Source organism: Micromonospora sicca (assembly GCF_003172935.1).
GTDB lineage: Bacteria > Actinomycetota > Actinomycetes > Mycobacteriales > Micromonosporaceae > Micromonospora > Micromonospora sicca.
Genome location: NZ_QGKS01000113.1, coordinates 1 through 11,838, shown reverse-complemented (window position 1 = coordinate 11,838; position 11,838 = coordinate 1). Strand labels below are relative to the sequence as shown.

The window sequence follows — 11,838 nt, the reverse complement described above, 5'->3', positions numbered from 1 at the left end:
GGCCTGGAGCGGCGGGTGGGGGCCGGAAGCCGGTGCGGCTCCCGGACCCCACCCCCCGGGGAGGGAGGTGTCAGGTCCAGGGCAGCCAGGCGAGGCCGCGCGCCGTCGCCGGGTCGATGACCGCCAGCCCGGTGTCGGAGACGGCCCACAGCCGGCCGTCGATCAGCAGGGACCGGCTGGCGGCGCCGCCCTGCGGCAGGGTGATCGTGCCGACGTCGGCGATCCCCGTGTCGGTCACGGTCAGCAGGCGGACGCCGCCGGTGTTCAGCGGCAGCGCCACCAGTCCGGTGGTCGGGTCGAACAGGAACGCGTGCGGGTCGAACTCCGCCACCGAGCCGCCGCCGGGCACGTGGTGGCGGGCCAGCCGGGCGGGTCGGGCCGGGTCGTGCACGTCGAAGAGCGAGACCTGGAGGCCCTGCGCCCGGCCCCGGTCGTCCGCCTCCTGGCCGACGCCGAGCAGGCGGTCGCCCGGCACCGGGTGCAGGTACGCCGACCAGCCGTTGATCTTCAGCTCGCCGGTGCGCCGGGGGGCGGCCGGGTCGGTCAGGTCGAGCGCGTAGAGCGGGTCGGTCTGGCGGAAGGTCACCACGTATCCGGTGCCGCCGAGGAAGCGTACGGAGTAGATCCGTTCGCCCCGGCCGAGGCCGTCGACCCGGCCGGTCTCCGTCAACCGGTCGCCCCGCCGGGCGAGCACGTGCACGGCCGACTCGGTCCCGGCCGCCGACCCCGCGCGGGTGGTCGCCACCCGCAGGTGGCCCTGCCACTCGGAGAGGGCGTACTGGTTGAGCAGCGTTCCGGGCACGCTGCCGGCGGCCGCGTAGCGGGGCCGGCCGGGGCCGGCGGTGTCGAACCGGTAGATGTCGGTGCGCTCCGGCCCGGGCCGCCGCATCCCGTCCCAACCGGGCCGCCAGCCGGCGCCGCCCGCGCCGGCGAGGTAGAGGCTGTCGGCGGTGCCGTAGACGGTGTCGGCGTCCGAGGCGACGGTGACCGGGTCGCCGTCGCCCAGCCGGCCGGTGGCCAGGTCGAAGCTGAGCACGGTCAGCAGGGCGGTGCCGCTGGTGGCGGCCGGCCGGCTCAGCCGGTCGCAGCCGACCCGGCCGCTGTGGCGCTCCCCGCCGACCGTCCACTCGTAGCGGGGCAGCCAGGCGTCCAGGCCGGCCCGGGCGATGACCGCCCGGTTGACGGTGGTCCGCTCCGCGTCGCTGCGCCGCTCGTCGTACGGGAAGGAGAGCCGGGGTTGCGAGCGGACCACGACCCGGGCGGTCGCGCCGGTCTGGCGGGCGTCCAGCAGGCTCCCGTCGATCCGGTACGTCCCGACGACCGTGGGCTGCCCGGCCAGGTCGACCAGGAGCAGGCGCGGCCCCTCCGGCCCCTCCGGACGGTCGGGGCTGGTCGGGCGGTCGGGGTCGGCCGGGCGGTCGGGGTCGAGCGGACGGTCGGTCGCCGGGACCACCTCCGGCGCGGGCCGGACCAGCACCAGCGCCCGGTTCCCGTGCAGCAGCAGGCTGCTCTCCGGCCACCATCGGCGGCCCGATTCCCCCGCGGAGAGGTCGAGCCGCCCGGTGACCACGCGGCTGGCGGCGTCCACCACCCGCAGCATGCCCTGGCTGACCACGACGATCCGCCGCCCGTCGGTCTTCACCAGGTCCGGCTCGTCCGCCCCCGGCTCGTGGCTGTTGGTGGTGGAGTGCTCCGGCGCTGCCGACCCGGCCTTGGCCCCGGCGCCGGGCGGCAGCGCCGACTGGGGCCGCGCGGCCGCGCCGGCGGGCATCGCCACGTCATCGGCCACCCCGGTACGCCAGCCCGCCCCGAAGCCCCACGGCCCGACGGCGGCGCCGGCGGCGGCGCGCAGCCCGGCCAGCGCCTCGGCGCAGGAGTCGTACCCGACGAGCCGGGGCGCGGCCGCGGGTGGCGTCGGGTCGGGGGTCGCCGCCCGGGGCGCGACGGCGCTCCCGGCGAGCAGGCTCAGGGCCAGCAGGGTTCCGGTCGTGGCGTAGGCGGTCACCGGTCTCATGCGCCCTTGGACGCCGCCCCCCGCCGCCCGGTTCCGGCCCGATCGCGCCGGGCTTCCCTTCGGCGGCCGGCGCGGAAGGGCGAGCGAGGGCGGGGCGGCGCGACGCGGGACGGTCAGCCGCCGGAGGGGCCGACGCCGGGCGACTCGACCAGCCGGGACAGGACGATGGTGCTCCGGGAGGAGGTGACGAACGACTCGGCCCGCAGCCGTTCCAACGCCTCCTCCAGGTGGGCGATGTCGGCGGCCCGCAGGTGCACCAGCGCGTCCGCCTCCCCGGAGACGGTGTACGCGCCGACCACCTCGGGGTGCCGGCGGGCGGCCGCCCCGATCTGCGCCGGGGTGGTCCGGCCGGCGCAGAACAGTTCGACGAAGGCCTCGGTCGTCCAGCCGACGGCGGCCGGGTCGACCACCGCGGTGAAGCCCCGGATCACCCCGGCGGATCGGAGTCGGTCGACCCGTCGCTTCACGGCGGGGGCGGAGAGTGACACCCGGGTGCCGATGTCCGCGTACGACGCGCGGGCATCCGCCACGAGTAACGCAATGATTCGCTGGTCAACCGCGTCTATCTGCAACGTTCCGCCCCTGGGAAGCAATGGTTGTGGCTGTTACCAAAGTTGTACCGTACCTACTCTTGGTGACCGTGAACCAGCAGCGAGTCCCGCGAAAGCGGACATATCTCATGTGCTCGCCCGAGCACTTCGCGGTCGAGTACGCCATCAACCCGTGGATGGACGTGACCGCGCCGGTCGACGCCGAGCTGGCGGTCAAACAGTGGGACCGCCTGCGGGAGACGCTCGTCGGCCTCGGCCATGAGGTGCACCTGCTCACCCCCGAGCGCGGGCTGCCCGACATGGTCTACGCGGCCAACGGCGCCTTCGTGGTGGACGGCACCGCCTACGGCGCCCAGTTCAAGCACGAGCAGCGGGCCGCCGAGGCCGCCGCGCACCGGGCGTTCTACGAGGCGCAGGGCTGGCGGTTCATCGCGCCGAGCGAGACCAACGAGGGCGAGGGCGACTTCGCGTACCTGCCGGAGGCGCACGGCGGCCTGATCCTCGCCGGCCACGGCTTCCGTACCGAGCTGCCGGCGCACGCCGAGGCGCAGGAGGCGCTCGGCCGGCCGGTGGTCTCGCTGCGCCTGGTCGACCCGCGCTTCTACCACCTGGACGTGGCGCTCGCGTCGATCGACGACACCAACATCGTCTACTACCCGGGCGCCTTCTCGGCGGCCAGCCGGAGGGTGCTCACCCAGCTCTTCCCGGACGCGGTCGTCGCGGACGACGAGGACGCCCTGACCTTCGGCCTCAACCTGGTCAGCGACGGCCTCAACGTCGTGCTCAACAGCGAGGCCAGCCGGCTGGCGGGCAAGCTGAAGGCGGCGGGCTACCACCCGGTCCCGGTCGAGCTGGCCGAGCTGAAGAAGGGCGGCGGCAGCGTGAAGTGCTGCATCGCCGAGCTGCGCCACTGACCGTCCCGCACCACACGCCGGTCACCCGAACGGGCCGGCCTCCCCACCGGGAGGCCGGCCCGTCGGCGTAACGGGGAGGCGACTCAGCCGAGCGTGGCCAGCTCGTTGATCACGACGTTGGAGAGCAGCTGGCCGTCGCGCTGGACCCGGCGCAGGTACCACTTCTGCTGCGGGGTGCGCGGCTGGTTGAACTGCCAGGGCCCGCGTGGGCTGTCGATCTGGCCGATCTTGCCCAGCGCCAGGTTGACCTGCTGCGAGGTGGGGTTCCCCGGGACCAGCCGGATCGCCTTGTCGAGCACCTGGGCGGCGTCGTACGAGGCCATCGCGTAGGTGGTCGGGGAGGCCCGGTACGTGTCGCGGTACGCCGAGGCGAACACCCGGTTGGCCGTGTTGTTGAGATCGGCCGAGTAGTTGAGCGCCGTCTCGATGCCCCACTTCTCGATCGAGGCGTCCTCGCTCTCCAGCTCGCCGAGCACCGTGCCCTCGGTGAGGAAGCCGGGGGCGTAGATCGGGCCGCGGTACCCCCCGTCGTAGAGCTGCTTGACGAACTGGACCGCGGCGGGGCCGGCGTAGTGGCAGAAGATCACGTCGGGGCTCTGGTGCAGCGCCTGGCCGATGGCGGCGCCGTACGTCCCCTTGCCCGGGTTGGCGATGTCGGCGGTGAGGATCGGCGCGGCGGCGATGCGGCGGCCGTTCACCTCGTAGCCCTTCCGGAAGCCGTCGACGACGTCCCGGCTGCTCTGGCTGTCGGGGGCGATGACGGTGATCCGCTTGGTGGCGGGCAGGGTCTCGCGGAGGTACTGGCCGAGCGCCCGGCCGGGTTCGTCGAGCACGTACGAGGTGCGCCAGATGTAGACGACGCTCTGCAGGCTGGTCGGGGAGGCGTTCGAGCCGATCAGCGGGACCCGCGCCTGCTCGACGCTGTCCCGGATGCCCAGCATGACGGCGGAGCTGACCACGCCGGTGAGCGCCAGGACACCCTCCTTGAGCAGGCGGTCGACGGCGGCCTGGCCGCTCTTGGCGTTCTCACCCTCCTCGGCGGTCACCACGGTCGCCGGGTGCCCACCGAGTTGATGGTTGTTGAGGCTGAGGAAGAGCTGGAAGCCGTTGCTGATCTCTTCGCCGATCACCTTGTTCGGGCCGGTCCCGGGCACGATGAGGCCGATCTTGATCGGGTTGCCGGAGCTGGCGGCCGGGTCCTCGGAGTCGGAGCCGCAGCCGGCCGCCAGTCCGCTGGTACCGAGCGCGGCCAGCAGTTGAAGAGCCTGCCTGCGGTTCATTTGCGACACCGATTTCCTTCCGAAAGCTGTGCAGGGCTCATCGCCCCTTCGGCGTTCTACCTGCTTGGCGACGCTGCGTCAATGCCCGGAAGATCATCGTGCAGCGACCGCAATGCGTCCAGTACCCGGGGCCAGGCGGCGGAGTCCGGCGCGATCAGGCCGAAATGCTCACATTCGGGCAGCTCGACAAGGGTGGCGGGAGACCCGGCGGCCCGGGCCGCGGCGACCCAGGAGCGGCTGATCGCCACCGGCACCTGGCGGTCCTGCGTGCCGTGGATCACTACGCTGCGTACTCGGATCGGCACCAACGCCGATGGATCGGCCGTGGCGTACCGATCGGGCACGTCCGCCGGGCCGCCGCCGAGGAGCGCGGCCACCGCACCCGAGTCCAGGTCGAGGCGGTACGCCTCGGCCAGGTCGGCCACCGGGGCCAGCGCCAGCACGCCGCCGACCGTCTCCGGCGCGTGCGCCGCGACGTAGAGCGCCAGGTGACCGCCGGCCGAGTGACCCACCAGGATCGGCGGTACGCCAGCCACCCGGCCCGGCAGCTCGGCGGCGGCCAGCCGGGGCAGCGCTGCCACCCCGGCCAGCACGTCGGTCAGGGTGTGCGGCCAGCCCCCGTCGGGCTGGCCGGTGCGCCGGTACTCGACCTGGGCGACGGGGTGGCCCAGCGCGGCGAGCGCCGCCGCCATCGGGCCGGTGTGGCTCCGGTCGTACTCCGCCCGCCAGAACCCGCCGTGCACCACCACGACCAGCGGACGGGCCGGGCCGTCGCCGGCGGGCCGGCGCAGGTCGGCGACCTGGTCGGGATGGTCGCCGTAGGCGACCGTGGCGTCCGGCGCCGGAGCGGGCCGGGTCAGCACGGCGCGCGGGTCTGCGGGCATGACCGGGACGGTAGCGCGCCCGGCCGGGTGGTTCCGGCCCGGGACCCGGTCCCGCCGCGCGCGGGTGGCGGGCCCTGGGTAAAGATGGGACCCATGACCGAAGCGCCTTCCGGTGGACAGAACGACGAGCAGGGCACCGACGGGATCCCCGGCACGGTGGTGGTGGTCGGTCCCGACGGCCGGCCGGTCGGCACGATGCAGACCGAGGAGGGGCAGGGCGAGGACCCCACCCGCCTGGTCGAGCAGCCGGCCAAGGTGATGCGGATCGGCAGCATGATCAAGCAGTTGCTGGAGGAGGTGAAGGCGGCGCCGCTCGACGACGCCAGCCGGCACCGGATGCGCGAGATCCACGAGCGCTCGATCGTCGAGCTGAAGGAGGGGCTCGCCCCCGAGCTGCGCGAGGAGCTGGAGCGGATCTCGCTGCCCTTCACCGAGGACAAGGCGCCCAGCGAGAGCGAGCTGCGGATCGCGCACGCCCAGCTGGTGGGCTGGCTGGAGGGGCTGTTCCACGGCATCCAGGCGGCCCTGGTCGCCCAGCAGATGGCCGCCCGGGTGCAGCTCGAGCAGATGCGGTCCGGCCGGCAGGCGCTGCCCAGCGGCCCCAGCGGGGTCATGCCGGGGATGCCCGGCATGGGCCAGCCGCAGGGCGGCGAGGGGCACGGCACCGGCCAGTACCTCTGACCGGGCCCGGGCGCCGCGCGCACGCGGGCGCCCGGCCCGCTCAGCCCACCCCGAAGACCTTCTCCAGGTACGCTGCCACGCCGTCCGCGGAGTTCGCCGCCGTCACCTCGTCGGCGATCTCCAGGACGGCGGGGTGCGCGTTGGCGACGGCCACCGCCCGGCCGGCCCAGGTCAGCATCGGTACGTCGTTCGGCATGTCGCCGAAGGCCAGCACGTCCCGCTGGTCGATGCCGAGCCGGGCGCAGTACCAGGCCAGCCCGGCCGCCTTGGTCACCCCGGCGGCGGAGATCTCCACCAGCCCGCTGTACGACGAGTGGGTCGCCTCGGCCAGCCCCGCCAGCGCCCCCGCCACCAGTTGGACGAACGCGTCCGGGTCCTGCTCACCGGCCCGGGCCAGCAGCTTGACCGCCGGGGCGGAGAGCAGCTCCTCGGGGGACTCGACCGCCCGGATGGCGTCGTGGTCGGCGTCCCAGCGCAGCGGGTAGTGCGCCTCGTGCCGCATCTGCCGGCTGTCCACGATCTCCACCGCGAAGCTCACCTCGGGCACCTCGGCCCGCAGCCGCCGGGCCACCTCCGCCAGCAGTTCGGGGGCCAGCGGGTCGGCCCGCAGCACCTCGTCGGCGACCGGGTCGTAGACCACCGCGCCGTTGGCGCAGATCGCCGGGAGCGGCTCGGCGAGCTGGTCGTACACGAGCTGGAGCCAGCGGATGGGGCGGCCGGTGACCAGCACGACCGGCGTGCCCTGCGCGGAGATCCGGGCCAGCACCGCCGCGGTGTGCGGGCTGAGCGTCCGGTCGTCCCGGAGCAGGGTGCCGTCGATGTCCGTGGCGATCAGCCGAGGTGCCTCTCCCATCACCGGGACAGTAGTCGGTCCAGGTAGACCGCGACGCCGTCGTCGTCGTTGCGCAGGGTGACCTCGTCGGCCGCGGCGCGGACCTCCGGGTGGGCGTTGGCGACCGCCACCCGCGCCCACCCGGCCCAGGCGAACATCGGCAGGTCGTTCGGCATGTCGCCGAAGACCAGCACCTCGGCCGGGTCGACCCCGAGGGTCTGCGCGACCACGCTGAGCCCGGTGGACTTGTCCACCCCGGGCGGGCAGATCTCGATGAAGCCGAGCCCGGCCTGGGTGAGCGTGGCCGTCTCCGCCGGGACGATCCGGCGGGCCGTGGCCAGCAGCTCGTCGACGTGGTGGTCGGCGGTCCGGGCGAACGCCTTGATCACGTCGGTGGAGAGACACTCCGCGCGGCTGCGCGCCTCGAACCGGTCCGGGTAGGGCCAGCTCGGGTGGTAGTCGCCCCAGAGCGGGGCCTCGTGCTCGTCGGAGGCCTCGACCATGACGGTGAGCGGGCCGACCGCCGCCTCCAGGTCGGCCAGGAGCCGGGCGAGCACCTCGCCGGGGAGGCGTTCGTCGCGCAGCACCACCGGACCGCTGGGGTCGCTCTGGTCGACCACCCGTCCCCCGCCGGCCATCACCAGGAAGTCGGCGGCGCGGATGTCGTTGCGGGTGAGCTCGGTCAGGCGCGGTCCGCGGCCGGTCGCGCCGACCACCGGGATCCCGGCGGCCCGCACCCGGTCGAGCACCTCGTGGGTGTACGCGGAGACGGTGTCGTCGCTGCGGACGAGCGTCCCGTCGAGGTCGGTGGCGATCAGCTTGGGCAGGCCCGGGCGGGTCATCGTTCCTCCTTCGCCCGCCGCCGTCGCGCCAGCCGTTGTGGTCGTCGGTGCCTCGGCCCACGACCGGCGGGCAGCAACCGTACCTCGCGGATCAGGTCGCAACCACGGCTTCCCGGCGAATCGGGCACCAACCCGCGGCGACCGTCCGGTGACGTTCCGGAGCTTCGCTGAGGCGGGCGGCTTGCAGGGCTCAGGCCGGCGGCTCAGGGCGGGCGAACGGCACGGTGGGCTGGACCGTCAGGTCGGCCGGTGCCGGCGGCAGGTCGTCCGTCCGCGCCTGCTCCCGGCGGCGACCCCGGCCGCGCGGCCCGGGTTCCGGCTCCGCCCCGGGTTCGGCGGTGGCCGGCGCGGGCGCGGTCCGGCCGGACAGCTGGAGCGCGGCCGCGAGCAGGACGGTGGCCAGGAACGCGGTCACCAGACCGCGGCCGTAGTCGACCTGGAGCCCCGCCTCGGGGGAGTAGAAGAGCGTCCGCTGGCCCGAGTCGTCGAGGGAGAACGCGCTGGCGACGAGCACGGCGAGCACCGCCGCCGCGAGGCCGAGACCGGCCACCCGGGCGTTGGGCCGGACCGCGGGGGTGCCGCGCAGGGCCAGCGCCACCGCGCCGGCGAGACCGAGCAGGCCGACCAGGTAGCCGACCCCGAGGCCGCCGACGTCGGCCACCCCGCCCGGGACCCGGATCGAGGTGTTCCCCTCCGGGCCGCCGTTCGGCACCGTCATCACCAGCCACTCACCGATCAGCGAGGCGACCGCGGCGACCGCGCCGAGCCCGGCCAGCACCAGCGGCAGCCGGTGGTCCCGTCCCAGCCCGGCCAGCGAGCGTCCGACCCGGCCGGACGGTTCGGGTTCCCCGTCGCCCCACTCCACGACGGTCGTCCCGTCGGACCGGTTGTCCTGCCTGGGGATGGGGAGATCCTGAGACATCGGCCACCCTTCCGCGCGTGGGCCTGCGCCGAATCATGACACAGCCAGCACCGGGCGACGGGTACCGCAAGTCCTACGGATCCGCCGACGAGTCCCGCAAACCAGCTCGTGCCGCACCACCATCCGAAGCGTCGTACGGGTGGTGTTGACTCGTTCCGTGCCTCGTCGTCGGGATCCTGCCGCCTTACGGGTGGTTGACCGCACGGCGCGTGTCGCGCTGCGGTTGACGCCCGGGCCGCGGCGGCGGTGCTTGGGGCTGCTGCGCTCGGCTGGTGACGTGTGGGCGTGTGTGTTGGAGGTCAACGCGTGGCGGCGGAGCCGCCACGACGCGCCGCTGGTCGAGCTGCCCCGCCTGCCACCGGCGGGTGCCGAAACCCCGGGGCAGGACCTTGTCCTGCCCGCACTGCGCATTCTCCGGGCACCGCGACCTCGTCGCGGCCGCCAGCATCGCCACCCGCACGCCGGGCGGCGGATCCACCACCCCGGCAGCGGTCGTACTGCCGCAGGTGGTCACGCACCGTCGAGCCGGCCGGCACCTGCCTGGAGCCGGACGGTCCCGACGTGACCCCCGCCGCCCACCCCGGGTGGCGCGAGGATCAGTTGGCCCGCGGAGGCCCGCCCCACCCACCGGTGGGGAGTCGCTCACCCCAAAGGTGAGGATCCATGACAACCAACAGGAACACGTTGAACGTTGGTGGACACCGCACTAGCGTCGGGGCATGCCTATCCGTACCGCATCCGCACGTTGGCAGGGCAATCTCACCGACGGGGCCGGCACCGTCCGCACCGGCAAGGGCGGGCTCACCGGGACCTACTCGTTCAAGTCGCGTTTCGAGGAGGGCGAGGGGACCAACCCCGAGGAGCTGATCGGCGCCGCGCACTCCGCCTGCTTCTCGATGGCCCTCTCCAAGCAGCTCGCCGACGCGGGCGCGACCGACATCGCGGTGGACACCACCGCCAAGGTCCACTTCGACAAGACCGACGCGGGCATGTCCGTGACGCGGATCGACCTGGAGACGGTCGGCCAGGTCCCCGGCATGGACGAGGCCCAGTTCACCAAGCTGGCCGAGGCCGCCAAGGAGAACTGTCCGATCTCGCGGCTGCTCTCCCCGGGCGCGCAGATCAGCCTCACCGCCCGCCTCGCCGCCTGACCAATCCCGCCCCTGCCGCCGGCGCCTCGACCGGCGCCGGCGGTGGGCGTGCTCTCCCGGAAGAGTGCCCATCCGTACGCCGATGGGCACTCCTGCCGTGATTCGGTAGTGATCTTGATGGCTGGGAACGCGCCCCGGTCGGGGAGGATGGGGGCGTGCCGGTGGAGATGAGCCGTGAGCGGTTCGAGGAGCTGGTGGGCGAGGCCCTCGACGAGGTGCCCGAGGAGCTGCTCGGGCTGATGAGCAACGTGGTGATCCTGGTCGAGGACGACCCGCCGCCGGGCGAGGACCTGCTCGGCCTCTACGAGGGGCACGCGCTGACCGCCCGGGGCTGGGACTACTCGGGCGTCCTCCCGGACCGCATCCTCATCTACCGGCGCCCGATCCTGCGGATCTGCGACACCGAGGAGGACGTCGTCGACGAGGTGGCGGTGACCGTGGTGCACGAGATCGCCCACCACTTCGGCATCGACGACGCCCGGCTGCACGCCCTCGGCTGGGGCTGACCGGGCCCGCCGCTCCGCCCCGCTCGGCCGACGCCCGCCGTTGCGCGGGTCCCCTAGCCTGCGGGAGAGGCACACCCCGATGCAGGAGGAAACCCATGCGCAGCGCGCTGTTCTCTGCGGAGAACCTTGAGAAGGAGTCCCAGCAGCCGGGAATGCGGCTGCAGAACTCCAAGATGCTGAAGATCGAGCTGAACGGCGAGGCGATGGCCCGGGTCGGGTCCATGGTCGCGTACCAGGGGCAGGTGCAGTTCCAGGCGCTCGGCTCCGGCGGCATCGGCAAGTTCATCAAGCAGCGGCTGACCGGCGAGGGCGTCCCGCTGATGAAGCTCTCCGGCCGGGGTGACGTCTTCCTCGCGGAACTGGCCAAGGACGTGCACATCATCGACCTGGAGCCCGGCGACGCCCTGTCGATCAACGGCTCCAGCGTGCTCGCCTTCGACTCCACCCTGCAGTACGACATCAAGATGGTCGGCGGCGCCGGCATGGCGTCCTCGTCCGGCCTGTTCAACTGCGTCTTCACCGGCCACGGCCGGATCGCGGTCACCACCAAGGGCACCCCGGTGGTGCTCAACGTCGACCAGCCGACCTACGTCGACCCGCAGGCGGCGGTCTGCTGGTCGGCCAACCTCCAGACCGGCTACCACCGCGCCGAGCAGCTCGGCCTGGGCACGCTGCTCGGCCGCAGCACCGGTGAGGCGTTCACCATGAGCTTCGCCGGCCAGGGCTTCGTGGTGGTGCAGCCCTCCGAGGAGCCGCCGGTGCCGGGCAGCGGCGCCCAGCAGCAGCAGGGCGGTCTGCTCGGCGGCCTGCTGCAGTGACCGTCCGGTCCGCGGGGCGCCCCGACCGGGCGTCCCGCGACCGTCAGCTCAGCTCGCCGGCGCGCAGCCGGGCCAGCCAGGCCGCCGCGTCGGCGTAGTCGGCGTCGGAGAGGCCCGTCGGTGCGGGGACCGGCCGTTCGGCCGCCGCCTCGCTCCAGCGGTGCCGGGGGTACGACCCGAGGAAGCGCACGTCGGCGCAGACCCGGCGTAGCCCCTGCAACGCCTCGCCGAGGCGGACGTCGGCGACGTGGCCGGTGCAGTCGAGGAAGAAGACGTACCGGCCGAGCGCTTCGCCGGTCGGGCGGGACTCGATCCGGGTCAGGTTGATCCCCCGGACGGCCAGTTCCGTCAGCACGGACAGCAGGGCGCCCACCCGGTCGTGGGCGATGTAGACGGCCAGCGAGGTGACGTCGTCCCCGGTGGGCGGCGGGGGCGGGCCGGGC

13 protein-coding genes are annotated in these 11,838 nt (G+C 74.0%); 5 read left to right on the top strand and 8 right to left on the bottom strand.

Annotation, left to right across the window (positions count from 1 at the left end; translation table 11 throughout):
- Positions 1-70: 70 nt before the first annotated feature.
- Together DKT69_RS05080 and DKT69_RS05075 are read right to left on the bottom strand one after the other, a co-directional pair.
- Positions 71-2,014 carry a beta-propeller domain-containing protein gene (locus DKT69_RS05080; protein ID WP_109800427.1) on the bottom strand — a complete coding sequence of 648 codons (1,944 nt, stop codon included), beginning with the start codon at positions 2,012-2,014 and terminating at the stop codon, positions 71-73.
- A 113-nt stretch (positions 2,015-2,127) separates the two neighbouring features.
- Positions 2,128-2,586, bottom strand: a complete 459-nt coding sequence (locus tag DKT69_RS05075) for an Lrp/AsnC family transcriptional regulator (protein ID WP_109800426.1) — start codon at positions 2,584-2,586, stop codon at positions 2,128-2,130.
- A 59-nt stretch (positions 2,587-2,645) separates the two neighbouring features.
- On the opposite strand from DKT69_RS05075, the gene ddaH reads away from it, so the two are divergent.
- The gene (ddaH, locus tag DKT69_RS05070; protein WP_368666222.1) at positions 2,646-3,479 is read left to right on the top strand and encodes a dimethylargininase; all 834 of its coding nucleotides are present in this window, start codon (positions 2,646-2,648) and stop codon (positions 3,477-3,479) included.
- An 83-nt stretch (positions 3,480-3,562) separates the two neighbouring features.
- Here ddaH and DKT69_RS05065 read toward each other — a convergent pair whose 3' ends face one another.
- Positions 3,563-4,768 (bottom strand): ABC transporter substrate-binding protein, encoded by a 1,206-nt coding sequence (locus tag DKT69_RS05065; RefSeq protein ID WP_109800424.1) that lies wholly within the window; start codon positions 4,766-4,768, stop codon positions 3,563-3,565.
- A gap of 47 nt (positions 4,769-4,815) precedes the next feature.
- Positions 4,816-5,643 carry an alpha/beta hydrolase family protein gene (locus DKT69_RS05060; protein ID WP_109800423.1) on the bottom strand — a complete coding sequence of 276 codons (828 nt, stop codon included), beginning with the start codon at positions 5,641-5,643 and terminating at the stop codon, positions 4,816-4,818.
- Between the two features lie 84 nt (positions 5,644-5,727).
- Here DKT69_RS05060 and DKT69_RS05055 point away from each other — a divergent pair, with 84 nt between their 5' ends.
- Entirely contained in the window at positions 5,728-6,324 is a 597-nt protein-coding gene (locus DKT69_RS05055; protein ID WP_109800422.1) for a bacterial proteasome activator family protein, read from the top strand.
- Positions 6,325-6,364: 40 nt separating this feature from the next.
- Here DKT69_RS05055 and DKT69_RS05050 read toward each other — a convergent pair whose 3' ends face one another.
- From DKT69_RS05050 to DKT69_RS05040, 3 genes are all read right to left on the bottom strand, one after another.
- Positions 6,365-7,177, bottom strand: coding sequence for an HAD family hydrolase (locus DKT69_RS05050; protein ID WP_109800421.1), 813 nt, complete (start codon positions 7,175-7,177; stop codon positions 6,365-6,367).
- Positions 7,177-7,998: an HAD family hydrolase gene (locus DKT69_RS05045; RefSeq protein ID WP_109800420.1), complete on the bottom strand. Its 822-nt coding sequence runs from the start codon at positions 7,996-7,998 to the stop codon at positions 7,177-7,179. Before DKT69_RS05045 ends, DKT69_RS05050 begins: the two co-directional genes overlap by 1 nt.
- 190 nt (positions 7,999-8,188) lie before the next feature.
- Entirely contained in the window at positions 8,189-8,920 is a 732-nt protein-coding gene (locus tag DKT69_RS05040; protein WP_109800419.1) for a hypothetical protein, read from the bottom strand.
- A 719-nt stretch (positions 8,921-9,639) separates the two neighbouring features.
- Here DKT69_RS05040 and DKT69_RS05030 point away from each other — a divergent pair.
- The 3 genes from DKT69_RS05030 (at position 9,640) to DKT69_RS05020 (ending at position 11,395) form a co-directional block, all read left to right on the top strand.
- On the top strand, positions 9,640-10,071 hold the full coding sequence (locus DKT69_RS05030; RefSeq protein ID WP_109800417.1) for an OsmC family protein: 432 nt from the start codon (positions 9,640-9,642) through the stop codon (positions 10,069-10,071).
- 161 nt (positions 10,072-10,232) lie between these two features.
- On the top strand, positions 10,233-10,577 hold the full coding sequence (locus tag DKT69_RS05025) for a metallopeptidase family protein (protein WP_201749494.1): 345 nt from the start codon (positions 10,233-10,235) through the stop codon (positions 10,575-10,577).
- Between the two features lie 95 nt (positions 10,578-10,672).
- Entirely contained in the window at positions 10,673-11,395 is a 723-nt protein-coding gene (locus DKT69_RS05020; protein WP_109800416.1) for an AIM24 family protein, read from the top strand.
- A 43-nt stretch (positions 11,396-11,438) separates the two neighbouring features.
- Here DKT69_RS05020 and DKT69_RS05015 read toward each other — a convergent pair.
- Positions 11,439-11,838, bottom strand: a 400-nt coding sequence (locus DKT69_RS05015; RefSeq protein WP_146230983.1) for an ACT domain-containing protein, incomplete at its 5' end; no start/stop codon positions are given.

Excerpts from the sequence above, each read along its gene's own strand:
- DKT69_RS05060 (WP_109800423.1), bottom strand. The coding sequence starts at position 5,643 with ATGCCCGCAGACCCGCGCGCCGTGCTGACCCGGCCCGCTCCGGCGCCG.
- DKT69_RS05050 (WP_109800421.1), bottom strand. The coding sequence starts at position 7,177 with ATGGGAGAGGCACCTCGGCTGATCGCCACGGACATCGACGGCACCCTG.
- DKT69_RS05045 (WP_109800420.1), bottom strand. The coding sequence starts at position 7,998 with ATGACCCGCCCGGGCCTGCCCAAGCTGATCGCCACCGACCTCGACGGG.
- DKT69_RS05080 (WP_109800427.1), bottom strand. The coding sequence starts at position 2,014 with ATGAGACCGGTGACCGCCTACGCCACGACCGGAACCCTGCTGGCCCTG.
- DKT69_RS05020 (WP_109800416.1), top strand. The coding sequence starts at position 10,673 with ATGCGCAGCGCGCTGTTCTCTGCGGAGAACCTTGAGAAGGAGTCCCAG.
- DKT69_RS05055 (WP_109800422.1), top strand. The coding sequence starts at position 5,728 with ATGGGACCCATGACCGAAGCGCCTTCCGGTGGACAGAACGACGAGCAG.
- DKT69_RS05040 (WP_109800419.1), bottom strand. The coding sequence starts at position 8,920 with ATGTCTCAGGATCTCCCCATCCCCAGGCAGGACAACCGGTCCGACGGG.
- DKT69_RS05030 (WP_109800417.1), top strand. The coding sequence starts at position 9,640 with ATGCCTATCCGTACCGCATCCGCACGTTGGCAGGGCAATCTCACCGAC.